A 25646-nucleotide genomic window follows, 5' to 3' on the forward strand; every position below is an offset into this window, starting at 1 on the left:
CTCGTCATCCCCATGGGGAATTACGTGAGCGACCAGGGTGAGGAATTACGTGAGCGGCAGACCGCTACAGCTGGGGAATTACGTGAGCGCCGACACACCAGGTCCGGCTACACACCAGCCAGGCCGTCACCGCAGCACAGGACGAAACCCAGTCAGTGCCTGGAGCAGCTGCAGCGGCCCGATCTGCGTTGACCCCGCTACCCGGTTTCGTCCACGGCGATGCGATGGCCTCGGCCGTGTGCTTCGTCGCGGCGCCCGGACGGCTGGCGGTATACGACCACCGCGCACACCTTGGCCTCCAGCGGCTCGATCTCGCACTCGATGACCGACCTGGCCGCTATGGCCGCTACCTGCTCTTGATCGAACAGTGCCGTAGCGAACTGGCCGGCCAAGGACACAGATGGTCTGCACGAGAGGTAGATCTTGCGCTCTACCGCCTCGGTCGACCGGCAAAGAACGTCAGCCGACGGCGAAGGCACACGCCGCGATAGCGGCGCGCCGACCGCCAGTCCCTCGGCTGGCAAGGCCCGCGACCGCCGGTTCCGGCGCGACCTTGAAGGCCGGGCACGCCTTCGAGACCGTCCGCTGCGACAAAGCTCTGATCGACCGCGGGCAAACCGTGACCCTTACACAACCGCACGCACCATCACGGGCTGCGGCTGCTTGCCAATGGCGGCTACCCCAACCCAGCAATGGCAACCTTGGTCCCGCGAGGCCTGCGTTCCGCAAGGTCAGCGTGACCTAGGGGCACGAATCGTCGGGCTGAACAGGGCATTTACGTTCGCGCAGCATGAGTAGGCGTGTCACTAGGCGCCAACATTATCGCAGGTCAGCAAGCATGGGGCGATATCCCAGACTCGCCGGACCGGACGCAGCACACTTCACGACTGAACGCGAGAACTATAGTGATATATGCGGATATCTTGCTGCGCGATCCGATGGCGAGACCGTTATGTTCACATTTGATCGTCCGGTTTTGCTTGCTTTAGCTGACTGACCTAGTGACACGGGAACCCCGGTCGAGCTGCGGAAACGCGGAGCCCTAGTGACACGCCTCGCCTCCTATGGAAGAGACTGTTTCCGCAGGTGGAGAGCGCTTTTCGTGGCCCAGTGGCGGCAAGATCCTGCGGAACGCAGGCGAGGCATCGCCCCTGCTCGGCGAGGCCGTCCACCGCCTCGTCGCCTGCCAGACACAGAAAGTGCGGCGAGGTACTAAATGGTGTGTTCCGCTGGCCCACCGCGATTGGGGTGACCCCCTGCCGCCCTCTACGCTGAATCGGTTCACTCGGCAGCAGCGCCCGGGTACATTCGCCCACGGCTTCAGGAGCGGCCGGTGTTGTCGGCGGCTGGCGCAGTGGCGACGGCGCGCTCGGTCAGCCCGACGAAGTCCTCGTCGGCGAACCACCTAGTCAGAAGTTCCGTGACCTCCGCGTCGTGGAGCGTCTTGCCCTTGCCGTAGTCCCAGCCTGCGCCTTGTCCAGGAGGGGTGGCACCGGCCAGGGCGGCGAGTCGGATCAGCGCCGTTTGGACTTGTTTGCGGTGGTGGTGACTCAACGGCCACGTGTGCGGCTGCCGGGTCGGGTATCGCGCGAGGACGGCTTCCAGGCCGCAGCCGGCCGAATTCCACAGGTGCTCGCCCTCGTGGCGCCGCGTCATGAAGTTGCGCGTCCATGACTCCTCGCGCGTGAGACGTTGCTTGAGATCAGCCGCCTCGCCGATGTACAGCACGTCGGCGTCCGCCGCCCTGCCGTCAGCCCATACGTACACACCGGATTGGTGGCTGGGTGCGGTGCCCGTGCTGCCCAGCGCCGCGATCACGACTTCCAGCCGCACGAGTCCTCCTCAGTCCCACCACGTTGTTGCTTCGGGCACCAGTGTCCCGGAATGCGTGTTAGTTCGGGAAGCGCCGTTCCTCGCGATCCTCGGATGAGTCCTGACATCGGGCTACTCCATGTCGACCCGGCGGACGGCGTCAGCTGGGCAAGACGGCGTCACCGGCCCAGTACGGGGCGCCCGGCAGCGCCACCGTCGTGGCGCTGAGTCGCTACGGCAGGATCTGACAACGGCCTTGCCTCCATGTTGCGTCGGCCGACTCCCGATCTGTGGGCACTGTTGGGTGGCCTGTTCGGCGATTTGCGCGCTTTCCCAATACAAGCTGCGCGCCCGATATCGGTAGCCGGCGTTCATGCCAGGCCGTCACGGGCGCCCGGTATGCATGATTGAGGCCAGTGATCCTAGATCCACCGGCTCGAAGCCTGCGTCTGCGTGCCAGACGACACGGACACGTCGCTGAGCGTCCGCCTCCCACTCGAGTTCCTTGACGTTCTTCCGCACCCCGAAACGCACAGTCCCCTTCGTCCCGTTGCCGAAGACAAGCAGAATGCCGCTGTGGTATCGCACGTGGGGCGCCGCCTGCAGAAAATCTCGGAGCGTGGTGAGGGACGCCTCCATGCCGGTTGGTGAGTCCAAACCCTGCACGGTCTTGACTTCGACAATGACCGCATTATTTCTGGATTCGCCAGGTTCATGCCAAACCAGGTCGGGTTTCTGGCGGCCATCGGGGACCACCGAGTTGATGCCGTACTTGTCGAGTTCTCCAGATAGCAGTAGGCGTGGGGCACCGGCCCGCCGGCCCACCTCACCCGTGCTGAGCATCCGGATCTGGTGGTACAACTCGTAGCAGTAGACGCGCTCCCGGTAGGCGAGTTGCGACGGATCTTCGCCGATTGGCGCGATCGACATGCGGAACCAGGGCGGCTCGACGAGAGCCGCCGCGCGCCGGAGCAGGGTAGGGAACTGTTCGGCGTACTCCGCGGCACCCAGCCTGCCGTCGTTGGGTAGGTCGCTGTCGTAGAACATTGTCGCCTCCTCGGCGTGACTGTATCGACTGGCAGGTCCGGTCAAGTCCATGCCACGCGCTTGGCCACGAGGACCGTCTGGCAAGAGCGCCTGTCGGTGTTCGAGCAGGTGCCGCTATGACGCCCGACGGTCGTCGGGGCGTGGCCGACGGTGAATCGCCGTCGACGGCGACCGCTTTCAGCCACGCACCGAGACACACAATGGACAGCCCGTAGCCCGCGCGGCCGTGCCGGCAAGGGGGCGGACCGACACGAACAGGCCGTCCCGCTGTCCCGGGATCGCGAACGCGGCGTCACTCGCGATCGACGTGGCGCGCAACGGTGCGCGATCAGCCAGCAGGCTTGCGGCCGTCCAGCAGCCGCTGGACCCGCTCGGCAGCGGGTTCGGCGGTCAGGTGCCGGCGGTCGTCGAACCTGTCGCCGGGCACGTGGTTGAGCACGGTGAGCCGCTCGTCATGCCAGAGCAGCAGCGGCGCGCGCACGGGCGGCGGCTCGGTGGAGAACCGGTCGTAGACCTGCAGTTCGTGTGCATGGCGGGCGACCCAGTACGGGTCGGCGGTGGCCAGCAGCTTCGCCACCACCGGTCGGGCGGCGCGGCTGCCGACGGCGACGATCGCCTTGTCGGTGTGGTGTGGTGCATGACCCGCCCGCACACCGCCCGGCGCGCAAGGTCCGCTCGCGTAGCTCAGCCTCGTCCATGCCGAGGCATCCGTCGGCCGACCGTACACCATAAGGGGTGTCCTGCGGCGTTATGGTGCACACAGCGGCAGCCCAGACGGCTCCGGGACAGATATCAGTCCGGGGACACCTCGAGACCAACAGACGTGGTTGGGCGCGGCAACGCCACCTTGGCCGTCCGGTGTCGCCCGACACCCTATCGTGACGCCGCGGCACCGGAGCCGGCTACCGGTGCTCGGACGCAGACAGTTCCTTGCCCTGAGCGATCTCGGTGAGCGCGCGCTGGGTCTCTTCAGGACGAAGCGCCGCGACGATGATCTGTGCGTGGTGGGTCTTGTAGGGCTCGCAGTGGTGGGGGTCGGCGAAGTATTCGGCGTTGTCCAGGTGCTCCATGTACACGACGTCGGCGAGGTGACTGGACCGCAGCCTCAGCAGCGTGAACGAGTTGCCGGCACCGATCCGTAGACCTTCCTTGATCGGCAGGATCTGGATCTTGATGTTGGGTCGCCGCGCCGCCTCGGCCAGGAACGCCAGCTGTTCCTCCATCACCGCCCCGGCGCCGACCCGCTGCCGCAGCGCGGCCTCATCGATGATCGCCCACAGCGTCGGCGAGCCGCGCTCCAGCAGCATCCGCTGCCGGTGCATCCGCAGCGCCAGACGGCGCCCGACCTCTTCCTGCTGGAAGCGCCGGCGGATCACCACCTCGGCGTACGCCGGCGTCTGCAGCAGCCCGGGGACGAACCGCAGCTCGTAGGTGCGGATGGACTCGGCTGCGGACTCCAACGCCAGGTAGGTCCCGAACCAGTCGGCCACGACGTCGCCGTACTGATGCCACCACTGCCGGTTGTTGGCCAACGAGGCGATCTGCAGCACCGCCGCCCGCTCCCGCACGGCTGTCACCCGGTACAGATCCAGCAGCAGCTCCAGGTCATGCTCCTTGATCCGCACATCACCGAGCTCGATCCGGCTGATCTTCGAGGCGGACCCGCCGATGTGCCGGCCGGCCACCGCCTGGTCGATCCCCAACTCCGTCCGCAGGCGGCGCAACTGCCCGCCCAGCATCTGCTGGAGGGCGGCCAGTCGGCGCGGCGTCGTGCCCGGCACGGGCGACTGGGGTGCCACACGGCTCTTCGGCGGCGGTGCGGACACGTGGTGCGGTGCGAGACCGGAGGCCGCCGGGGTGCCGGCAGCGGGCCGCCGGTCAGTCACCGTGCCGGGCCGATCCGCGCCGCGGCCGCCCTGTGGGCAGCAACCGCCTGGCGGTCCGGCCTGCCAGGCTGACGCAGCCGGTGCCGGCGAGGACCGCCAGCGTCGCCTGGTCGAGCAGTGCGGCACCGATGGAGAACGCCATCAGTGCTCCGATGAGGGCCAGCACCGCGGCGATGGTCGGGCCGGTCACCCGGGACGCGCCAGGGTCGGTGGTCAGGGGGCCAGCGAGTGCGCGGCCGGGTTGGCGTCGAGACGGCGTCATCACGCTGCGCATCGTGCCGTGCACAGCATTCTGGCGCAAGGGCTTCTGCACGTGTGCATGCACGTGCAGAGCAGCTCGATCGTCGCCAGCCATGCCGGAGAGAGGGTTGTTACGGATGCGAACGAGCCAGGTGCGGACGTTGACGCACGTCGCGGTCAGCCGTTGCGCCAGGTCGGGCTGAGTTCGTCCAGTGTGCGGATGCGGTCGGTCGTGAGCTTGTCCGTGCGGAGTTTGCCGCGTTGCTTCTGCAGCCAGGCGCCGAGGCGGTAGCCGTCGGTGGTGCGGTAGGAACCGGGTACGAGCAGGTCGCCGTGGACGCGGCGGTAGCGGGCGGCGGCGGTCAGTCCGACGGCGAAGGCATGGTCACGTGAATCCCAGATGATGCCGATGGCTTCCAGGGCGGTAACGCGGTCGGGGGCGAGGGTGCCGCGTTTGTAGAGCATGCGTTGGGCGACGATGAACTGGCCGAGGCGGTAGCCATCGGGCTCGGTGTGCTCGACCGGGACCTGCAGGTGGCCGTGTCGGGCGTGGTAGGCGGTGGCGGCGGTGATACCGCGCTGCCACATCGCCTCGTACGGTGCCCATTCGATGCCGAGCGCCTCGAGGGCGGCGGCCCGGCCGGGGCCGAGTCGGCCGGCGTTGTGCTGCTTGCGCTGGTAGCGGACCCACGGGCCGAGCGGGTACCCGTCGGCGGTGACGTGTTCGGGCGCGACCCGCAGATGGCCTTCGCGTTCGCGGAAGGCGGCCGCCTGGGCAAGGCCGGTCTGCCAGCGGCTGCCGCGCGGGTCCCACTGCATGCCGAGGGAGTCCAGGGCGGCGACGCGGGCCGCGGGCAGGACACCTTGGCGGCGGGCTTTGCGCTGGTGGTGCAGCCACCGGCCGAGGGGGTAGCCGGTGTCGGTGCGGTGGTCGACGGCGATGCCGAGGTGGCCGTGGGCGGCGTGGTAGGCGGTAGCGGCGCCGTACCCTTCCCACCACGGTGAGGTGGTCGCGGTGATCAGTTTGACGGTGAGGTGCTGCAGATAGTGCTCGACGTCGTAGCCGTCCGGCACCCGCACCAGAATCTTGTCCGGCAGCGTCCACCGGTCGGCGGGACCGGCCTGCCGTTGCAGGTCCAGGGCGGCGGCGAGGGTCTCGTCGTGGGCGCGCAGCGCGCGCACGACCTCCCAGACGGTGTGGTAGCCGGCGAGGTCGGCCTCGGCGGCGGCCTGCGCGGACGGGTCGGGTTCGTCGGTGGCGAGGACCGGCACGAGGATGGTCGCGACGCCGCTGCCGGCGGGGTTGCGGCGCAGGGCCCGGCCGACGGCCTGGACGATGTCGGTGGGTGAGGTCTTGGGGTGGGCGAACACGACGCTGTCCACGGCGGGCACGTCAACGCCTTCGCCGAGGAGCCGGGCGTTGGACACCACGGTCCAGCCGTCGTGCGGCGGGTCGGTGAGATCGGCGAGAACCGCGCGGCGGTAGCGGCTGTCGTGGCGTCCGTCGACGTGGTGGCAGGTCAGCTGGCGGGCCGGCCGCGTCGTGCGGGGCAGGACGGCGACGATGTCGGGCATCGCCTCGGCGAAGGCGCGGGACGTGGCGATGCGCGGGTGGTAGACGATCGTGCGTTGCAGGTCGAACTCGGCGGCGGCGCGGGCCATGGCAGCCACGACCATCGCGGCTCGCAACGGCCCGTCGGCGGTGTCCATGTCGGCTAACGTGCTGGGCCGACCGCCCTTGGTGAGTGCGCGCAGTAGGGGTAGGAGGTCGGCGCGGGTGACCGCGACGATGGCGATGCGGTAGTCGTCGAGCCACCGGTCGGCGATCGCCTGGGCGAACGGGTAGCGATGCAGGACCGGCCCGAACACGGCGGGGTCGTCCATCGACAGTGCGACGGTGTCCTCGCCGGCATCGCTGGTGGGGTCGCCGATACGTGGGGTGGCGGTCAGGTAGAGGCGTCGGCGTGCGGGCAGCGTCGCGTCGGCGTGCAGGAGGGCGGCGTGTTTGTCATCGCGGCCAGCGGTGTGGTGGGCCTCGTCCACGACGAGGATGTCCGCCGTCCGGGCGGCGCGGTGCAGCGCTTGCCCGGCAAGCCCGGCGGAGCGGTGCGTGGTGACGATCAGCCGCCTCCCCGGCGTCGGGTCGGTGAGCCAGGCGGCGATCACGTCCGAGTCGGTGGTCACGGCGGCGGGCAGGTCGGCGATCGCCGTGCCGTCCGTTCCGGTGTCGGGGTCGGCGACCGCGCCGTCGCCGCAGACGGCCAGGACGTGCTCGGCGGCCCCGTCCCACGCCCGCAGGACCTGCCCGACGAGCGCGACGGTCGGGCACGCCATGACGGCGATGCCGTCGGCGGGGCACGTACGGAGCGCCACGTGCGCCGCCGTGATCGTTTTTCCGGTGCCGCACGCGGCGATGATCTGGCCGCGCCCACCAGCGGCCAGTGCGGCCGATGCTGCCTCGACCGCGGCCAGCTGCCAGCCCCGGGCGTCGGGCACGCCGCTCGTGGTTACACCCATGTCCCCCACCTTCGCCATGTCGCCGATGTGCGTGGCGCAGCGCGCACGTGCGTCCGGCCCACGCTCGTTGCGCGGCCTGACATGTTGTGGCTGGTCACGGCCCATCGGGACGTCATCGATCGGCTTGCATGGAACCGTGGTTGCGAGCGGCTTCCAAGTCGTCGCCGCCCACGGCGCGATGCTCGGCGGGTCGTCGCGGGCGGGGGTCGGCGACGGGCAGCGGGGTGCACTCCCCGATCGACCACCTCGACAGAGGACTCTCCGCGTCAGGGCCCCCACCCGTCTCGGTCGGAATCGGCGGTCGCCGCCGAAGCCAAACAGCTGTAGGCGCCCGGCAGGCGATGGCCGGGCGCCCACGTGCCTGGATGCGCCGCTACCCGAGTGGGCGTGACTGGTCGAGGAATGCGGTCGCGGCGCGCAGGATCGATGACTCACCGCCACCGGCGTCGGCGTGCAGCATCGCGTGCAGCACGACACGAGCGACCGCGACCGGCACGTCTGCGGCGAGGCGGATCGTCCAGGTCGGGCCGCCGTCGGTGCGATGGCGCAGCCGCGCCTCGATGTGACGGACAGCGTCGAAGGTGGCGAGGATGCCGTGACCGTCCGGGTGGGCGAGGGTGGTGATGCCGTCGATGAGGTCGCCAGCGGTATGGCCGAGGGCGGTCAGGTCGGCGATGAGCGCGTCGAAAGCGTCCTCCTCGGCGTCTGGGTCTTCGTCGATACGAGCAGCAATCACGGCCGTTCCTCTCGTCCCGCCGACACCTCACGCATTGGTCACGACGAATGAAGCGACCGAACGTGCGCAAGACTCAAGTCGCCTGAGCACCGCCAGACCGGGCAGCTGTCGACAGCAAGCCGCGACACGGCGGCCGCGGACCGTCAGTTCGTGTCCCATCCATGGACACCTAGTGGCCCTACGGCCTACAGTTGGTTGATGGATATCGACCGCAGCTCGCCGACTCCGGCGTATGTGCAGCTCGCCGACCTGCTGCGTGAACAGATCAGCGCTGGCCGCTATCCACAAGGCGCCGTACTGCCGCCGGAAGACGGCATTGGCCGGCTGTATGGAGTCGGCAGGACGTCGGTACGGCGGGCGATTGCGGTGCTGCTTCACGAGGGCCTGATCGTCACCGGCCGCGGAACCCAGGCCCAAGTGCGGGCGCAGCCCGAGCGGACGATGTTGGGCATCGCTGGCTCCGACCAGGTGGTGGCGCGGATGCCGACCCCGCCGGAGGCGCGGCGGCTGGCGCTGACGGCGGGCGTGCCCGTGCTCGAGGTGACCCGCACCGACGGATCGGTTGAGGTGTTCCCCGCAGACCGCTACGGCGCACACGGCGAGTGAATCGCTGCGGACCGCTACCTGGTGCGGTGCAGCAGGTAGCGGACGCGTTCGCCGTGCTCAGCGAGGGCGGCCAGCCGCTCGGTCCGGACGCTGCCGGCGGGCAGCGCTCGGTGCATTCGGATCTCCTGGCGGTACAGCAGCATCGCGTTGACGGCGAACGCAGCGCTGGCGCCGCCTGCCGCAGCGCTGGCGACGATCGCCTGCGCCAGCGCCCGACTGGTGTGCGCGCCGACGGTGTACAGCACGGCGTAGTCGTAGCCGGGCAGGTAGCGCCCCGCGCGCTCCCAGTCGACCAGAGCACAGCTGTCGCCGTCGAACAGCACATTCGCCGGCAACGGGTCGCCATGTGTCGGAACCAGCTCGCCGCTGACGGTGAGTATCCGGTGCAGAGCGTCGTGGTCACGATCGTCGATCAGGCCAGCGTCGTGTTCGGCGGCGACACGGGCCGGGTAGTCCACGCCGGCGGGCAGGGGCGAGGTGGGCTGCCAGCTCGATACCTGGTCGAGGGCGTCGAGCAGTTGCTGGACGAGCTTGGCAGCGGGTTCAGCGGTCAGGTGCCGATCGTCGTCGAGCCTGTCGCCGGGTACATGGCTGAGCACCGTGAGCCGCTCGTCGTGCCAGAGCAGACGCGGCGCGCGCACAGGCGGCGGGTCGGTGGAGAACCGGTCGTAGACCCGCAGCTCGTGCGCGCGGCGGGCGACCCAGTAAGGGTCGGCGGTCGTCAGCAGCTTCGCCACCACCAGTTGACCGGCGCGGCTGCCGACGGCGACGATCGCCTTGTCGGTGTGGTGCACGACCCGCCCGCACACCACCCCGGCGCGCAAGGTCCGCTCGCGTAGCTCAGCCTCGTCCACGCCGAGGCATCCGGCGGCTGGCCGTACACCATAAAGGCGATCGGTCGCGGCGACACCGACGGCCCGAACGGTCGCGCCGACTGCCGGGCGAGTTCGTGCCCCACCTCAACCGGCGCCGGCAGGTCGGCGGGGTGTCCTTGATCTGCGGGGGGAGCGACACCACAGGTGCAGTCAGATATTGCTACCCACGGTGGCGTGGAACTCGATAGCCTTCGGTTCGTCCGCGGACAGGGTCACAGCCCGAAAGGACAATCCCGCAACGACGTAGGAGGGCCATGGCGGACCGACGCCCAGCAGGTGCGCCAGCCGCCCAAGAGGTTGGCGACTGGCAGGCCGCCGAACGTAACGCGGTGGCCTGGCTCCGATGGCTGGGACATCGCGCCGCTCGACACACCGGCTCCGGCGCGGACGGCGGTATCGATGTGTGGGCACCTCCCACTGGGGACAGCGGTGCAGCGTTCGCCCAGGTGAAGTGGCAAGGTCGAGCGGTCGGCAGTGCAGCGTTGCAGCGTTTGTATGGCGCTCGTGCAGGGCGGCCCGGCACCATGTATTTCTTCACCAACGCTGCCTACAGCAAACCTGCGAGCGACTACGCCGAGACCGTCGGTATGGCCACCTTCTCCTACTCGCCGTCGACAGGCCTTATCAAACCCGAATCGACGGCCGCTCGCCGGATCTTCAACGCGAGCGTGCGGCGACGCGAATCCGCCGCGACCGCCGGAACGCCCGCAGTCGGGCGGACTTCGCCGCCACAGGGTCGAAGCATCATCGACGTCGACCCAGGTGCGATGACCCGCGTGGGTATGGACTTCGATGTGGCCTTGCCTGACGGCCGCACCCTGCATGCCTACGGATACCGGCGGCGGCCGGCCCGCCCAACGGTTGGAGATTGACCGGTGAGGTGATGGAACAACCCGATATGGTCGTTTCCGCGGCATCTACGTGCGTCGCCGGTCTGCGTGCTCGACCCCGAGCTGCTCCGGACTCTGACACAGCCAACGTGACTGCCTCGATGCCGATGCGGCCTACACATAGGGGCGTCCGGTGGCGTTATGGTGCACCCATCCATACGATGGCGGCCCCGGGCCACCGGGGCGAACTCCGAGGTGGTCAGCCGTAGCAACGCCAGGTGGCACGCCCGCCCACATCGACCGAGCGCAATCCCACGAACGGCCGACTACCACGTTGAGATGATCCTCCGCATACTACGCGTGAGGCTCGGGTGGGGGTGCACCGATGACTGGTCGATCGTGGACGCGTGGGTTCGCCCCGGCCGGCAAGCAGCAGTACTTCAAGTGTTCGGAATCCGATTGCCCTGAGCGCGTCACCTATCCCGGCGACAACGCGCGGAACGCCGACTGGTGCCCGCTGCATCACAAACGCATGGATGATCCGGTCTACAAGCAGTGACTGATCCCGCGACAATCTCGAAAGAGAGCATCAAGACGCTCGGGCCCGGCGCATATCTGGTGACCGCCCTCCCGAGCACTGTGTTGGTGCTGACGGTGTTCGCCCTGGTGAGCTCACGTCTGATCCCGTTCGTCGCGCCAACCAAGCGGCACGGAGAAGAGATTGGGAGGGGGATTCCGTCGGTCCTCGACGCCGCGGGATCGCTCAACGTGGCTGGCACGGTCCTGCTCGTTCTCACGGTCGTGTGTGTTGCCGTGCTGCTTCGCCCACTGCAGATCTCGCTCGTCCAGCTGGTCGAAGGGTACTGGGGTGCGCGTGCCCAGCAGAGCTTCGTTCACGCACTCGCCACGGAGCGCCACCGGCGGACGCGCGACCGGGCGATGACCCGTCAGTCATTGCGGCTGCGGGTAGCTACCGACGCCGATCTCACCGAGTTGGCAAGGTACGCGAAACAGCAGCGTGCCGTGACGCGGCTGACCGGGCGGGCCGCCGCGATGCTCGGTCGTTATCCGGCCAACCCTGACCACCTCATGCCGACCGTGCTTGGCAACATCCTCCGGCGGGCCGAAACGACGGCCGGTGAGCGGTACGGTCTCTCGACTGTAGTGACCTACCCACGCCTCTATCCGCACCTCTCGTCCCGGCTCGACGAAGAGATCAGCAACCAGTTGGACACGCTCGACACCACGGCGACCTTCGTCGTCTTGTTCTCCCTGCAGACCGCTGTCACGAGCGTCCTGCTGCTCAGGTTCGACCAGTGGGCACTCGTGCCGATGGTGTTGCTCTGTATGACGTGCATCGCATACATCGGATCCCTCCGGGCCGCCGCCCGGCACGGCGAACTTCTCGCCGTCGCGTACGACCTGCACCGGTTCGACCTACTCAAGGCAATGCACCTCGAGCTGCCCAACAGCCCCGCCGTCGAACTGGAGAACAACAAGGTGCTCTCGCTGTTCCTAGAACACGCTACGGGCGACACGCCGCCACCCGTGTCATGGCGATATCACCACTCATCATCAGATCCGGACGGGACGGCGCCGCCACCACCCGCCGCATCCCCGGCGAACGACGCCAGCGAGGCCTAGCACGACGACAAGCGCCTCACGGCCGAGGAGGACACCGGCAGCGGCGCGACCGCCACGTCGCCTGAAGCGGTAGGCCGCGAAGGCGTGCTGTCACCTCCGTGCCAGCACGACCTTGCCGACGAGACCGGCGATGTGGATTACCACTGCGGCGGCACGATGTTCCGGCGCGTCGGCGCCTAGCCGCTCGCGCAGGCGCGCCGATCGAACGTCCGCCAGCACATCGATCGACGCGGGATCCCCCAGATCTGCGATGAGTTCGGTGGTGTCTGCCTTTCCGGCCATCCGGACGCCGACCACGGGCCCCAACCGGCCGCCGATGACCGCCCAGTGCTCCGGCAGCCGGAGCTCAACACTTCCGAAGGCCCAGCAGGACACTGCGAGCTGCATCGTCTGACGGGGCGGGACCTGAGCGGCTTGCAGATCAACGACGACACGCGCGCCGACGGTCAGCACCGTCAGGTATGCCGGCGTCCGGTCACCGCCCCGCAGTATGCACGTGCGCGGCAGGAGGACCGCCGTCAACTGCCGGACTGGGTCCATCCGGTCTCGGGCATGTGGCTCACGCGCCATCAGCCAGCCTCCGATTCCGAGGGCCACGACGCCGGCCAGATGTGGCGCGACGGACACCGATAGCCAGCCACTCTGGACCGCGAACGCCGCGCCCCCCGCCGCGATCAACACGAGCGGCCAAGCTTGCCGGGAAAGCGGTAGGACCGACGCCAGGAAGCCGAGAATCCCGACGCCGATCGCCAGGTACGCGCCATAGGCCACCAGCAGACGCAACAGGTGCTCAAGTCCACTTCGCCCTTCGACGGCTGCGACTGCACCAAACCCGATGAGGATTACCAATGCAGTTGCCCGCCCGGTGCCCACGGTCCCCGTCCGCTCGCTTCGTCGATGGAGTCGTACCCTACCGCCTGCCGCCGAGGGCTACGCCGGCACGTTCCACTGGCGGCGTTGCTACGCCCGCGCCGCCCCGACTCCGCGCCGCTATACCTCGGCACGCCGGACGGGTTCACCGCGGCGGCGGTGGCGCCCCCGGGACGGTGTGAACGCCACGGTCGTGGCGCACGGCCAGGCCATCACCGGTATCGGCGTCGACGGTGACCGGCTCCTCGCCGCCGTCACCGACGGGGTGATGGACCTGGGCAACCATCGCCGGAGCCGGCCACAGCGCCGGTTGGAGCTGACCGGCCGCGTCGGCGACCCGATGGTCACCGTGGACGGTGGCCTGCTGGTGGTCCGTGGCGGCGACGTCCTGCGCGTCGCCGGAGACGAGGTCGTGGTGGCCGCCAGCGGGTTCGCCCGCGCTGCGCTGCTCGTCCCCTGCCCTGGCCGGGTCCCGTGGTTGCTCGACCGTGCACCACCGGGTCGCCGGGCACCGAGCACGCCGCCCTGGTCGAGCCCGGCGCCGGCCTCGGCGACGCCCACCGGTGGCCGGTCGGTCTGCCCGCCGGCGCCTGCCAGGCCGCGTACTGGCTGCGGGACCGCACGTTCTTCGTCCTCGGCGACGGACACAGCGCCGTCATCGACATCGACACCGGCCGGTGTGAGTGGATCGTCACGCTGGTCGGCCGGCCCCGTGGACTGATCCGCCTGGACGAGCGCCGGGTCCTTGTCATCGGCGCCGACCGTCATGTACAGACCGCTGTCCTGGACACCATCGCCCACGCAGCGGCACCGCCCACTGCGGTCAACCTCGCCGGTCCCGTCCGCAGCGCGACCCGGATCGGCGACGCGGTCTACGTGTTGGCCCGCGCACCGCTGGATCACGCCACGACCGTCCCGGTCGTCGCCCGTCTCGACCCGGGTCGCATCGGCGTTTCCTGCTAACGTCCGGAAAGCTGGTCGTCGCCGGGCCGGTGTCAGGCTGCGTGCTGCATCGTGGCGGCCCGGCGGGTTACAGCTGGCGCCAGATGGGGCTGAGGGCCGTCCAAGGCGTGGGCGCGGGCGGCGAACAGGGTGCCGTTGCGGAGTTTGGTGCGCTGGAGTTTGAGCCAGGCGCCGAGCCACGCCGAGAGGTGTGGCATCGCTGCGTAGCGCAACAATCGCCGGACTGCGCGCCGGCTCGCTGGAATACGGCTGCCGCCCCAGGGGCATGACGCCGGAGGCTTCGCCCGCCATCACACGAGGGCGGGCGGTTCGCGCTCGCTCCGACGAGTAGCTGATGTCCGGTGTAGCCCGGACTCGCGGCGACCGGTCGCCGGTCGAGCAATGCCGCACCGCGTCCAGCACTCGCGCGCCCGGGGTGATGCGGCGGTCACCGTAAGTCGATCAGATGGGGCACAATGGACTGATGTCGATGGCTGGGGAGCTTCGGCTCGGCGTCGACCTGTCCTCGTCCCGGATACGGGCGGTGGTCGGGTTCGCCGACGCGACAGCGGCGGTGTTGCCGTTGCAGGAGGTGGGGTGGCTCGCCAACACCGTCCTGGTCACTGGTGACGGGACACTGCTGGTGGGTCGGGACGCCGAGCGTCACGACCGGGCGGGGCCCGGCGGCGCATGGGTGGCGGAGCCGGGCTCGAGGCTGGGTGACGACGTCGTGGTCGACGGTCGGCGGGTTGAGGCGGTCGACCTGGTGGCGGCGCTGCTGCGTTCGGTGGCGGCGTGTGCCGCGTCGGTGGTGGGTTCCACGCCGCGGTTGGTGACGGTGGCGGTGCCGGCCGGTTGGGGGCCGCGGCGGGTGGCGGGGTTGCGGCGGGCGGCGCAGGCGGCCGGGCTGGGCCGGGTGGAGGTGGTGATCGCGCCGGTGGCGGTGGCGTGGCATCTGGTGTGCGGTGGGGCGGTGTCGCGGTACGGGGCGACCGTGCTGGTGTGTGAGGTCGACGCTGCCGGCGCGACATCCACCGCGCCGGCTGCTACGACGGCCACCGCGACGGTCCTGCGACGCACCGTCAGCGGGTTCGATGTCGTGTCGTGTGTGGACACCGCCACGGTCGTCGCCGACTTGGATACCGCCAGCCCAGGTTCGCGCCGATCTGGCGGGTCCTCCGATGACACGACGGTCGCCCCGGACGTGGCTGCCGGGCAACGCCCCGGTCGGTACACCGACGACGTGCCGCCGCCGGTCAGCGCGACCCGTACGTCCGGCGAGGCCGGTGACAACGACCTGGCTGACGCCCGGGTCGGTGAGGTGGTGCGACGCGCCGTCGACGGCGCCGGCGTCGCGGCGGGCGGGTTGACGCTGGTGTGTGCTGCCGGTGCCGGCGCGCACGAGGTGCCGGTCGGGACGCAGCTGCGTGCCGTAACGGACGTGGAGCCGTTCCTGGTCGTGGAGGCGGAGCTCGCGGTGGCGCTCGGCGCGGTGCGGTCCCCTCCCCCGTCGACCGGGCCTGCGACAACCCGGCCGGTGAGCGGCGCGGTGCTGGCCCCCGGACAGCAGGGGCAGGTCCGGGATGCGGCCGCGGTGGGCTGGCGGGATCTGGTCGCGGCGCTGGTCCCGGCGATGTGGTCGCTGGTGTTGTTCGGGCAGTTCATGGCGGGCTCGGAGCGGTACGGGCCGCGGCAGAGCATCGAGCGGGGGATGCTGCTGGCGTCGTGGGGTGGGTTGGCGTTCGCGGCGACGTTCGGGCTGATCGCGGCGGTGAGCGGGTTCGCGCTGGTCACGGCCGCCCGGCACGAGGAGGGCACGGCGGCGGTGTGGGTGCGGCACCGGCTGCTGGCGGTGGCGCTGGCCGGTGGTGGGGTGGGTGGGCTGGTGGTCGCGGCGGTGTATGCGATGGTCGCGGCTGGCTACTTCGATCTGGAGTCCGGGCCGTTGCTGCGCTGGTCGGTGCTGCCGGTGCTGCCGGGTGTGGTCGCGGTGCTGGCGCTGGCGGTGGTGGTGTGGCGGCGTCCGGATCCGCCGCGGGGTTCGTGGCTGGGTTGGCTGCGGTTCCCGCCGTCGGTGGCGGCGTTTGTTGGGTTCGGTGCCTGGCTGATCAGCTTCGACGAGCAGGGCAGCCCGGTGGTCCTGAAGGTGCTGGCGTGGCAGTTGCGGCAGTGGGTGGCCGAGTCACCGGACGACATCGTCGGGCCGGTGGGGCGGCTCGGCGGGTTGTGTGTCGGTGCCGGGCTCGGGCTGCTGCTGGTGCGCCGGTTGCTGCATCGGCTGTTGCTGGCGGTGCCGTTGGCGGGGTTGATCGCCGCGTCGTTGGGGTGGCGCACGACCGGGATGGTCGCGGTCGGGTTCTCCCTGGCGGTGGCCGGGTGGTGGGGCGCCCGCACGGTGTGGCTGCTGCTGCGCCGCCTGCTGCTCGTCCCGCCGGCCGATGTACCGTCGCCGCGCACGCCGGCGGCCAGGGACGCCACCGGCGTCGCGTCACGGGGCACATCCGGCATAGGAGCCGGCCAGGTCGGGCCGGCGGGCCGCGCCGGGCCCAGCCGGGCGTGGACGAGCGATGTGAGCGGCTCGTGATCCGCCGGTTGATCCGCGCCGCGGGCGCGGTGGCCGTGGTGCTGCTGACGCTGACCGGGCTGCCGGTCGCGCTCGTGGCGTTCCAGCGGGCGGTGGACTGGCAGTGGCCGCTGATCGCGGCGCAGCCGCTGTCCGCGGAGGGTGTCGCGGCTGCCGGACTCGGCTGCGGTTGGCTGCTGTGGCTGCTGCTGGTCCGGCTGCTGATCCTTGACGTCCTCGACGCGGTCCGGCATGTAGCTCGTGCGCCACGGCTGCCGGTGCCGTTGCACACCGCGGTGACCGCGGCCGCCGGCGGGCTCCTGCTGGCGGTCAACGCGCTGCGAGGCGGCACCGAGACGGTGCACCCGCCGGCCGGGGCACCGGTCGCCGACGCGGCGACCTGGCACCCGCCGGCCGACCGGCCGGCCACCGGCAGAACTGACCGGGCTGCGCCCACCGTCGTCAACGCCGGACAGGCACCGACCACCACGGTCCGGACCGCCACGGCCGGCGCGCCGGCTGATGCGGAGTTCGCGGTGGACGGGCCGGACGTTGGCGGGGTCACGGTGCCCGGCGGCTGGCTGCCGCTGCCGGTCCTCGCCGCGATCGGTACCGCGGCGGCGGCCCTGTGGGCGCAGCGGCGGCGCAGCTACCGGCCGGGCCGACCGGCAGGAGCGCGCCGCGCCGACGGTGACCTGACAGCGATGCCGGCAGCGCTGCGTCGGCTGCTGCGCTACGACCGTGCCGTCGACATCCTCGAACACCGCCCGGGCTCCTTCGCCGAACCCGACGAACGCGCGGAACGCACCGCGGCGCCGGCCGCCCGCGTCCCGGCCGATGAGCACACCGGCACCGGGCTCGAGGACGAAGGCACGACTGGCGCGTTGAGGCCCGCGGCGGTCTGGGCCATGGTGCCGCCGCCCGGCGTGAGCCTGCTCGGACCGGGCGCGCACGACGCCGCCCGAGGTCTGCTGGTGACGCTGTGCACGGACACGCGCCGCGACGCTGTGCCGGTGAGCGTCACCGTCGATGTCCTGGACCTGCTGCTCGGGCCCGGCTGCACCGCGACGGGTTCACCGCGGCTGCACGTCATCGGCCACCAGCTGCCACCCGCCGCTGCCACCTGGCCGACGACGCCGGCCGGGCCTTCGGCCGGCCACTCCACACGCCTGCCAGCAAACCTGCCGACAAGCCTCGCCATCGGCACGACCGCCGACTCCACGGGCAGGGCGACGGACCAAGGTGTGCTGCTGACCGGCGCCGACACGACGGTCGCGGACGGCGTGGCGGCGTCGGGAATGCTGGTGGTCCGGGTCGGAACCTGGCCGGGTGCGCCCACCTGGCTTGTCGCCGGTGACGGCACCGTCCACAGCACGGGCACCACCAGTGTCGCGCGGCGAGTGGCGGTCCTCGACCAGGAGACCACCCGGGCAGTGCTGACCGGTCTCGGGCTGCTCACTGTAATGACCCCACCAGCAACACCGACCGGTCCCCCACCGGAATCCGGCGGCCCGGCCGGCGGCGGCACCGTCACGCCAGCGGCTCCTCCTCTTACCACCGGCACCAGCACTGACACCGGCAGATCCGATGGCACCGTTCTCGGCTCGTGGCCGGCACCGCCGTCCGACGCCGGACACCACCCGCGGCGGCTGCAGATCCAGCTCCTGGGCCAGCCGGTCGTGCTGCGCCCGCACCCGGACGGCAGCCGCACCACCGTCACGATCCGGCGCAGCGCCGCCCGGCAGATCCTGCTGCTGCTCGCCGTGCACCGCGCACCGGTCACCACCGACACGATCAAGGAGACGGTGTGGCCGGACGTGCCGAGCAGTGCCGCCCACCGCCTGTACCTGACCAACATGTCGGAACTGCGTCGCGCCCTGGCCGACGCCGCCGGTCAACCGGTCCTGTGCAAGGCCACGAACACAGCCAGGCCGGGACTGACCCGCCACTGGTTCGACCCGGACACCATCGACGTTGACGTGTGGCGGTTGCACGACCTGCTCGACGCCGCCGACAGCACCGTCGAACAACTCCGCAGAGTGCAGCTGCTGCGGCAGGCCGCCGACCTGTGCCGCGGTGACCTCGCCGACGGCCACCCCGAGGAGTGGCTGACCGTCGAACGGGAACGCCTGGCCCGGCACGCCCTCGACCTGCACGTCCACCTCGCCGACCTGGAACCCGACCACGACACCGCCGTCCGGCTGCTGCGCCGCGCCTGCCGCGACGCACCCGGCAACGAAGCGATCCACCGGCGGCTGCTGCAGCGCCACGCCGCCGCCGACGACACCGACGGCCTCCAACGCGCCGCCGCGACCCTCGCCGAGCACCTCACCGCCGCCGGCGCCACCCCCGAACCCGACACCGTCACGCTCCTGACCAGCCTCCTGCACGACCTCCCCGACGGCCTGAACCTCCCAGCCCACAGCGCACCGGCAGCCACAACCGCAGCGGCGGCCGGCATCGGCCGCACCGTGAAACGGAGCCGCCCGTGACCACCGCACCCGAATCGTCGACCTCGGCACAGCACCGCACCAGCACCACCGACCCCGGCGGCACCTCCGGCAGCGTCGATGCCGGCGAGCACGTTCACGACAGCATCGGGCACAACGCGAGACAGGACGGCAGGACGGGAACCGGCCCGGACACCGTCACCGATCCGCCCACCGGCCAGGATGCGCAGCGGGACACGCCGGTGCCCGGCGTGCCGGAGGTGCTGATCCGGTTCGGTGACCGCCGCCAGTCACGGTTCCTGGACGGGATCCGCGCGCCACTACCGCCGCTGCCGCCATACGCCACCGCACCGGCACCCGCGCTACCCGCGTCGCCGTCGCGGCGGCCGAGCCGGCGGGCGGTTCAGCTCACCGCCGCCGGGCTCGCCGTGCTCGTCGCGGTCACCGCGGTCGTGGTCGTCCGCAACGCCTCCGGCCCGTCCCCACGCCAACTCGTCCAGCGGCTGTTCGACCAGCTCACCGACCGCGACCCTAACGTGCTGCACACCGTCGGGAAATGCACCACCATCAACCAGCTGTGCGGCACCACCGCCCTCACCAGCGGATACCAGCCCCCGACCAACATGCACATCGACCGCACCAATGGCGAGATCGACGGCGCACACGGGTCGAAACAAACGTCGATCACCGTCTCCTACGACCTCGACGGCCACCGCGTCACCACCGACATCACCCTGGAGTACCGCAAGCAGGGACTCTTCACCGGCTTCTGGTCAATCACCGAACCCCCCGGCGGCACCCTCACCTTCCCCGGCCCGACCCAACGCACGATCACCATCGCCAACGCGCACCTGCCGCCGATCGACGCGGACACCCCCGCCACCGTCTGGGCGCCACCCGGCGTCTACACCATCAGCACACCCGGCACCGCACTGCTGGAACCCAGCCAGATCTCCATCACCGTCGACGGCGCATCCACAGCCCCCGGCGACAAGCAGCAGCCGACGACCGTCAACCTGCCCGACACCATCAAACCGGCGGTGTCCGAGCAGGTCCACACCGACATCAAGGAACACCTCGACGCGTGCGCGGCCCAGCGGGTCTTCGCCCCGGACACCGACCCCACCCCAGGCACCCCGCACACGTGCCCGCTGCAGCACTCCACCCGGTACGCGATCACCGACGACCCGACCTGGACCATCCTGCAGTACCCGCAGATCCACCTCGAACCGATGCCGGACGGCACCCTCACCGTCACCACCACCGCCGTCGGCCGAGCCGCCATCCACTACCGGTGGACGCTGTACCTGCGCGAACCACGCCAGTGGTACGACGCCGACGCCGTCGAAGACATCGTCATCAGCGGCAAGGTCACCGCAGAACAAGGTGCGCCTACCTGGACGCCGAGCTGACGCCGGCACCCGCAACGCAGTCGTCCGTCGCACACGGGCGCCTGGAAGCAAGCTTCGACTTTCCGATCGCGGTGTCGGAGCAAACCTCCGCTGCGGCCAGCACGCCGCCGTGCCGTAACGCACCGGCCCGTACCGCCGCGCTACTTTCGACACGGTCAACCATCGTTCGGTAATGAACAGATAGGTTTTTGGTCGTTACTCAAGCGGTGTTTCCGGCATTGCTGCCGGCTTCGGCTCAGCGCACACTACGCCTCTGACCTCGGCTGTTACCACGTGTGAGCCCGTGTGAACTCGTGTGAACGTCGCAGCCCGCCGATTCGTGCCGACCAGGTCTAGCGTCACTGACATTCATCGACGTCAGCCAACCTGGGTAGGATCGCGATGTCTGTCGGACGCTATGAGTCCCACCGCAGTACACCGTTCCCGGCACGCCTGCGGAGCGGCCGCCGCGGTCACTGGTTGAACTGGCAGTGCCAGGTCCTCGTGGTGCTGTTGCGGCGCTGCTGCGGCATGCTCATGCTGCTGGTGGCGCTGTGTGGCCTACCGGCCGGGCTGCTGGCCTGCCGGCAGGTGTGGCTGGACGTGGATCTCGGTGCCGCCGTGGTGGAGCCGATGACCCTGCCGGTGCTGGTGCTCGCCGTGGTCGTGGCCGGTTGGCTGCTGTGGGCGTGGTTGGTGGTCGCCACTGTCCTGGACGCCGCCACGGTGCTCACCCGGCGGACGGGCCATGTCCGGCTACTGCCCGCGCCGTTGCAGACGACGGTCACCTCGCTGGCCGGGTCGCTGCTGGTGGCGACCACATCGCTCACCGCCGCTGCGTCCGCCAGCGCAGGTGGGCCGCCTCCCGGCGCGGCGACAGACGCTAGCGGCCCGCTGGCCGCGGCGCTGCCCGCACCTGCCGTGGACGCGGCGACCGCGGTGCCGGACGTACTCACGGGCCTCGTACAGGTGTCTTCGCAGCAGTCGACCGTGCAAGCGCAGCCGGTGACCGAGATGGCGGGTGCCGTATCAAGCGACACCCCTGCGCAGTCGATGACCGTGACCGTGCGGCGCGGCGACACGCTGTGGAGCATCTCCGCGCGATGTCTCGGCGATCCGCACCGCTGGCGGGAGATCTACCGGCTGAACACGGCCCGCTATGACCGGGCAGGCCGCATGCACGGCGGCGATCACATCGAACCGGGTTGGGTACTGCAGCTGCCAGCAGACATGACCGCCGGCAGCGGCGCTGATACGAACGGCGCCACCACCGATGCCGGCGACGCCGCGGGCGCACCCCCTGGGATGCACACACCACCCGGTGCCACGCCGGCAACGGCCTCCGGCCAGACGACCGACGACGGCGTCACCGACCCGCATTCCTCCGATACTCCGCCTCGGACCAGCGGTCCGGAGGCACCGGTCACAGACATCGACGGCCCTGGGAAGTCCGGTCAGACCGGCGGGCCCGGCGAAGCCGGAAGGGCAGGACGTCCGGAGCCGGGTACGTCCGGGGTGCGGCTGTTTTCCGGCAGCTGGGTCGATGCCGGTCTCGTCGTGGCGATCACCACGGCAGCGGCGCTGGTCTGGGCACATCGCCGCCGCCGCTACGTGCCAGCGGCACCGACCACGGCGGCCCGCCTCGACGACGCGGACTTCCCCGCAATGCCACCGATCGTGCAGACGCTGCGCCGAGGCGCCCGCACCCGCGTCCCGCCCCCGACCGGCGCGGTCGACACCGACCAGCACGCGCACCGCAGCGACGTAGCAGACAGCAGCGACGAGCCAGCTGAGCGCATCAACAACGACGCGGCCGACCAGGCAACGGTCGACCAGCGCAGCGACGGCTCAAGCACCGAGGACGACTCCGACACGTGCCCAACACCGGTGGGGACGCCGACGCTGCCTGGATGGCGGCTGCCGGGCGGGCTCGGCCTGACCGGACCGGGCGCGCAGGCCGCCGCCCGAGGGCTGCTGATCACCGCCATGGCCGACGGGGCGGACGAGCCCGCCGCGCGCAGCGTGGTCGTGATCCCGACGGCGACCGCAACGCGGTTGTTCGGGACCGGTCCCGGGCTGCCGGACACACCCCGGATCAGCGTCACCAGTGACCTGCCGCAGGCGCTGGACCTGCTGGAAGCGCTGATCCTGCACCGCAGCCGGGTCGTGCACCAGCACGCGGTCGACACAGTCGCCGAGGTCCGCCACGCCGACCCGCTGGAAGCGCCGATGCCACCGATGATCCTGCTGGCCGACGCTGGTGGGGCGGACCAGGGCAGGATCGCCGCGCTGCTGCGGCAGGGTCACCCGCTCGACGTCCATGGTGTGCTGCTCGGGGCGTGGCCGGACGGCGTCACCGTCACTGTCGCCGCGGACGGCACCACCACCCCCACCGACAACGGCGTCCACCGCTTCCCCGCGGTCGGCCGGATGACGGTCCTCACCGCCGGTGAAGCTGCTGACCTGCTCAACGTTCTTGCCGAGGCACATACCGGCCAGCCGCCCTCACGCACCGACCCGCAGCACGGCCAGCCGTCCCCGATCGCGGAGGACGTACCGAACCTGGAGGACGCACTCAACCTGACCGACGCTGCCGTCGCGAACCCGGCCCACAACTCCGCCGGGCACCATACCTCCGCGGCTGCGAACGCCAGCCCCGCGCCCAGCGGCGAGAACTCGCCCAGCACCGATGACGGTGGCACGCCCGCGACGGCCGACTCTCCACAACCGGACGACGCCGCCCGCGCCGACACCGGCAACGAGCCCCGCGGGAAGGCTGGTACGTCGGCCCGTCGCGTGCTGGTGCGGCTGCTCGGCACACCGCAGGTCGTCAACGCCGACACCAGCAGCGGATCGCTGCGGGCGAAGTCACTGGAACTGCTGGCCTACCTGGCCGTCCACGACGACGCCGTGCACTACGAGGCGATCCTCGACGACCTGCTGCCCGACGCCCCCGCCAGCAAAGCGGTCCACCGGCTGCACACCTACATCTCCAACCTGCGGCAGGTCCTGCGCCGCACCGGCGGCGCCGACACCTACCTCACCAGGACCGGGCAGCGGTACCAGCTCAACCGTGAGGCGTTCGACGTCGACCTGTGGCGGATGCGAGCAGCGCTGCGCACCGCCGAGCTTGCCGACACCGTCGAGGAACGCGTCACCGCCTGGCGGGCCGTGCTGGACGCGTACCAGGGGCACCTCGCGGAAGGTGTCGACTACGAATGGGTCGAGCCGCACCGCGAGGCAGCCCGACGACAGGCCATCGACGCGGCCGTCGCGATCGCCGACGCACTGCCAGGCGAACCCGACACGGTCCTGCCGATCCTCGACGCGGCGATCCGGCACAGCCCGTACACCGAAGCCCTGTACCAGGCAGCGATGCGCGCCAACGCCACCGCTGGCCGCCTCGACGCCGTACGGGCACTGCGCCACGACCTGACCCGGCAACTCGCCGACATCGACGCCGAACCCAGCGAAGAAACCGCCGCACTGGCCGACCGGCTCCTCACCACCGCACCACCACGCCGCCCGAGCCATCCCCGACGACCGGCTCAGCCACGGCACCAACCAGGTCGACCCAACCGCAGCCCGCTGCCAGGCCCCAGACCCGGTCACGAGCCCGGTCACGAGCCCAGCCACGAGCCCGGCCACGAGCCCAGTCACGAACCCAGCCACGCCGACGTGCCAACCACCGGTGACACCAGCCGCCAGACACCGGCCCACGCCGCCCAGGCCGGCGTCGGCGACCCCGGCCAGCAGCCAGCTGCGGTGAACGGCCCCGGCACGGGCAGAGCCGCATGAGCAGCACCGCGACCAGCCAGACGGCAACACCAGCGCGAACCCGGGCCGCCGGGCCGACCGGCACCGCGCCCCGCGGCGTCCGGCCGCCCGCCGACGCGGGCGCCACCGCCGGCAGACAGGCGGCACAGTCGGCCGATGTCCCGCCCGCACGTGGCGGGTACCGGGTACCGGCCGAGTTCGACGTGGACCTGCGTCGGGCGGTCAGGCAGGCGGCGGTCATGCGGCGCGGCTTCTACCTGGTCGTGCTGCTGGTCGCGCTCGCCGGGCAAGTGTCCGGCGCAGTGCAGACGCTGCGCATCCCGCTGCTGTGGGCGATCCCCGCCGTCGCGGCGCTGGAACTCGGTGGTGTCGTCGTGCTCGCCAACGCCGACGTACGCCGCCGCCTCGGCGAACCCGCCACCGGATCACGCATCCTCTCCGCGCTGGTGGCCGCCGGCGCGGTGGTGTTCAACTGGACCGCGCACCCGCGGCCGCTGCTCGGCGGGTTCTTCGCCGGGATGTCCGCGCTCGGATACCTGGTATGGCTGATCCACGCCGAAAACTCTCGCCGTGACCGGCTCCGCGCCCACGGCGCCCTACCGCCGACCACACCAGCGTACGAACCGGTCGGGCACTGGCTGGCCCACCCCTGGCTCACCCGACGCGCCAAATCCCTGGCCAAGGCGAACCCGCACCTCGGCCTGTACGAATCGCTCGCCGCGGCCCGCGCCGAGGTCGCCGCCGAACGGCGCAACAAGGCCATCGCCGCCGTGCTGCACCGCAAGATCCGTAACGCGGTCGATCCGACCGTCGCTGACCTCGCCGTCGCCGTGTACGACCTCGACGAAATCGCGGGCCGGCTTGCGACCCGGGCTGACTACGACGGCCTGACTGAGCTCATCGCCACCGATCTCACACCGGCCCGGCTGACCGGGCCGTTGCCGCAGCCACACGGGATGGCGAAAGTCCCAGCGCTGAACCCCGTCGGCGCGGCCGAACCTATCGAACCGGCCTGTACGGATGTGGTCGCGCGGGAGCCGATCGCACCGCTCGGCCAGCCGCCGCCGACAAAGACCGGTCACGGTTCAGCCGTCGGTGACGCGGCCATCGTCGGCCCAGTTGACGTGCCAGATACCGTGCCCGGCGACACCGCCGCTGCGGTCGCCTACTGGCGGCGGCGGGAGCCCCACTTGAGCCTCTCCGACATCGCCGCCCGTATCGGCCGGTCGAAACGCACCGTCTACCGGCACTGGTTCCCCGCGCCCTGACGATGTCGACCCCGCACCTCCGCCCTTGCCGTCGAATGCGCATCACCGCGACGCCCTGCCAGACGGTCGCTCCCAATCCGTTCACGTTGCGTACAAGCGATCATGAAACCACTCAGGGGCGAGTGCGCGGATCTGCCGAATTGCGTGCACGTGATCATGCCGTAGGAAGCGTCGACGTTACTCAGCGCCGCC

The 25646-nt window shown here is 70.7% G+C and carries 21 protein-coding genes; 10 read left to right on the plus strand and 11 right to left on the minus strand.

Annotated elements, in window-relative coordinates:
• Nucleotides 1-197: 197 nt before the first annotated feature.
• The 8 genes from AB0H83_RS34925 to AB0H83_RS34960 all read right to left on the minus strand — a co-directional run bounded on the left by AB0H83_RS34925 (nucleotide 198) and on the right by AB0H83_RS34960 (nucleotide 8238).
• A complete protein-coding gene (locus AB0H83_RS34925) occupies nucleotides 198-392 on the minus strand; it encodes a hypothetical protein (protein WP_360102616.1) in 195 nt (64 codons plus the stop codon).
• A gap of 928 nt (nucleotides 393-1320) precedes the next feature.
• Complete coding sequence (locus tag AB0H83_RS34930; protein ID WP_360102618.1) at nucleotides 1321-1833, minus strand: hypothetical protein; 513 nt, start codon at nucleotides 1831-1833, stop codon at nucleotides 1321-1323.
• 363 nt (nucleotides 1834-2196) lie between these two features.
• On the minus strand, nucleotides 2197-2859 hold the full coding sequence (locus AB0H83_RS34935) for a hypothetical protein (protein WP_360102620.1): 663 nt from the start codon (nucleotides 2857-2859) through the stop codon (nucleotides 2197-2199).
• Nucleotides 2860-3187: 328 nt separating this feature from the next.
• The gene (locus AB0H83_RS34940; RefSeq protein ID WP_360102622.1) at nucleotides 3188-3511 is read right to left on the minus strand and encodes a hypothetical protein; all 324 of its coding nucleotides are present in this window, start codon (nucleotides 3509-3511) and stop codon (nucleotides 3188-3190) included.
• Between the two features lie 250 nt (nucleotides 3512-3761).
• Entirely contained in the window at nucleotides 3762-4658 is an 897-nt protein-coding gene (locus tag AB0H83_RS34945; RefSeq protein WP_360102624.1) for a helix-turn-helix transcriptional regulator, read from the minus strand.
• A gap of 79 nt (nucleotides 4659-4737) precedes the next feature.
• Nucleotides 4738-4935: a hypothetical protein gene (locus AB0H83_RS34950; protein ID WP_360102626.1), complete on the minus strand. Its 198-nt coding sequence runs from the start codon at nucleotides 4933-4935 to the stop codon at nucleotides 4738-4740.
• Between the two features lie 227 nt (nucleotides 4936-5162).
• Nucleotides 5163-7502 (minus strand): Helicase associated domain protein, encoded by a 2340-nt coding sequence (locus tag AB0H83_RS34955; protein ID WP_360102628.1) that lies wholly within the window; start codon nucleotides 7500-7502, stop codon nucleotides 5163-5165.
• 373 nt (nucleotides 7503-7875) lie between these two features.
• A complete protein-coding gene (locus AB0H83_RS34960) occupies nucleotides 7876-8238 on the minus strand; it encodes a hypothetical protein (RefSeq protein WP_360102630.1) in 363 nt (120 codons plus the stop codon).
• Between the two features lie 198 nt (nucleotides 8239-8436).
• Here AB0H83_RS34960 and AB0H83_RS34965 point away from each other — a divergent pair, with 198 nt between their 5' ends.
• Nucleotides 8437-8844: a GntR family transcriptional regulator gene (locus AB0H83_RS34965; protein ID WP_360102632.1), complete on the plus strand. Its 408-nt coding sequence runs from the start codon at nucleotides 8437-8439 to the stop codon at nucleotides 8842-8844.
• A 14-nt stretch (nucleotides 8845-8858) separates the two neighbouring features.
• On the opposite strand, the gene AB0H83_RS34970 is transcribed toward AB0H83_RS34965, so the two are convergent.
• Nucleotides 8859-9698: a phosphotransferase gene (locus tag AB0H83_RS34970; protein WP_360102634.1), complete on the minus strand. Its 840-nt coding sequence runs from the start codon at nucleotides 9696-9698 to the stop codon at nucleotides 8859-8861.
• Nucleotides 9699-9973: 275 nt separating this feature from the next.
• On the opposite strand from AB0H83_RS34970, the gene AB0H83_RS34975 reads away from it, so the two are divergent.
• From AB0H83_RS34975 to AB0H83_RS34985, 3 genes are all read left to right on the plus strand, one after another.
• Nucleotides 9974-10591: a restriction endonuclease gene (locus tag AB0H83_RS34975; protein WP_360102636.1), complete on the plus strand. Its 618-nt coding sequence runs from the start codon at nucleotides 9974-9976 to the stop codon at nucleotides 10589-10591.
• Nucleotides 10592-10934: 343 nt separating this feature from the next.
• Nucleotides 10935-11108 (plus strand): hypothetical protein, encoded by a 174-nt coding sequence (locus tag AB0H83_RS34980; protein ID WP_360102638.1) that lies wholly within the window; start codon nucleotides 10935-10937, stop codon nucleotides 11106-11108.
• Nucleotides 11105-12193, plus strand: a complete 1089-nt coding sequence (locus AB0H83_RS34985) for a hypothetical protein (RefSeq protein ID WP_360102640.1) — start codon at nucleotides 11105-11107, stop codon at nucleotides 12191-12193. Before AB0H83_RS34980 ends, AB0H83_RS34985 begins: the two co-directional genes overlap by 4 nt.
• Before the next feature lie 90 nt (nucleotides 12194-12283).
• Here AB0H83_RS34985 and AB0H83_RS34990 read toward each other — a convergent pair whose 3' ends face one another.
• Nucleotides 12284-13066 (minus strand): hypothetical protein, encoded by a 783-nt coding sequence (locus AB0H83_RS34990; RefSeq protein WP_360102642.1) that lies wholly within the window; start codon nucleotides 13064-13066, stop codon nucleotides 12284-12286.
• Between the two features lie 471 nt (nucleotides 13067-13537).
• On the opposite strand from AB0H83_RS34990, the gene AB0H83_RS34995 reads away from it, so the two are divergent.
• Entirely contained in the window at nucleotides 13538-14026 is a 489-nt protein-coding gene (locus AB0H83_RS34995; RefSeq protein ID WP_360102644.1) for a hypothetical protein, read from the plus strand.
• 32 nt (nucleotides 14027-14058) lie between these two features.
• On the opposite strand, the gene AB0H83_RS35000 is transcribed toward AB0H83_RS34995, so the two are convergent.
• Nucleotides 14059-14223, minus strand: a complete 165-nt coding sequence (locus tag AB0H83_RS35000) for a hypothetical protein (protein WP_360102646.1) — start codon at nucleotides 14221-14223, stop codon at nucleotides 14059-14061.
• Between the two features lie 266 nt (nucleotides 14224-14489).
• Between AB0H83_RS35000 and AB0H83_RS35005 the strand changes: the two genes are divergently transcribed.
• The 5 genes from AB0H83_RS35005 (at nucleotide 14490) to AB0H83_RS35025 (ending at nucleotide 25454) form a co-directional block, all read left to right on the plus strand.
• Nucleotides 14490-16589 (plus strand): hypothetical protein, encoded by a 2100-nt coding sequence (locus tag AB0H83_RS35005; RefSeq protein WP_360102648.1) that lies wholly within the window; start codon nucleotides 14490-14492, stop codon nucleotides 16587-16589.
• Nucleotides 16586-19060, plus strand: coding sequence for a bacterial transcriptional activator domain-containing protein (locus AB0H83_RS35010; protein WP_360102650.1), 2475 nt, complete (start codon nucleotides 16586-16588; stop codon nucleotides 19058-19060). Before AB0H83_RS35005 ends, AB0H83_RS35010 begins: the two co-directional genes overlap by 4 nt.
• Nucleotides 19057-20430, plus strand: a complete 1374-nt coding sequence (locus AB0H83_RS35015) for a hypothetical protein (protein WP_360102651.1) — start codon at nucleotides 19057-19059, stop codon at nucleotides 20428-20430. The genes AB0H83_RS35010 and AB0H83_RS35015 overlap by 4 nt, the downstream gene beginning before the upstream one ends.
• Before the next feature lie 459 nt (nucleotides 20431-20889).
• On the plus strand, nucleotides 20890-24207 hold the full coding sequence (locus AB0H83_RS35020; protein ID WP_360102653.1) for a BTAD domain-containing putative transcriptional regulator: 3318 nt from the start codon (nucleotides 20890-20892) through the stop codon (nucleotides 24205-24207).
• Complete coding sequence (locus AB0H83_RS35025) at nucleotides 24204-25454, plus strand: hypothetical protein (protein ID WP_360102655.1); 1251 nt, start codon at nucleotides 24204-24206, stop codon at nucleotides 25452-25454. The genes AB0H83_RS35020 and AB0H83_RS35025 overlap by 4 nt, the downstream gene beginning before the upstream one ends.
• Nucleotides 25455-25646: the final 192 nt, after the last annotated feature.

Source organism: Dactylosporangium sp. NPDC050688, assembly GCF_040654515.1.
Lineage (GTDB): Bacteria > Actinomycetota > Actinomycetes > Mycobacteriales > Micromonosporaceae > Dactylosporangium.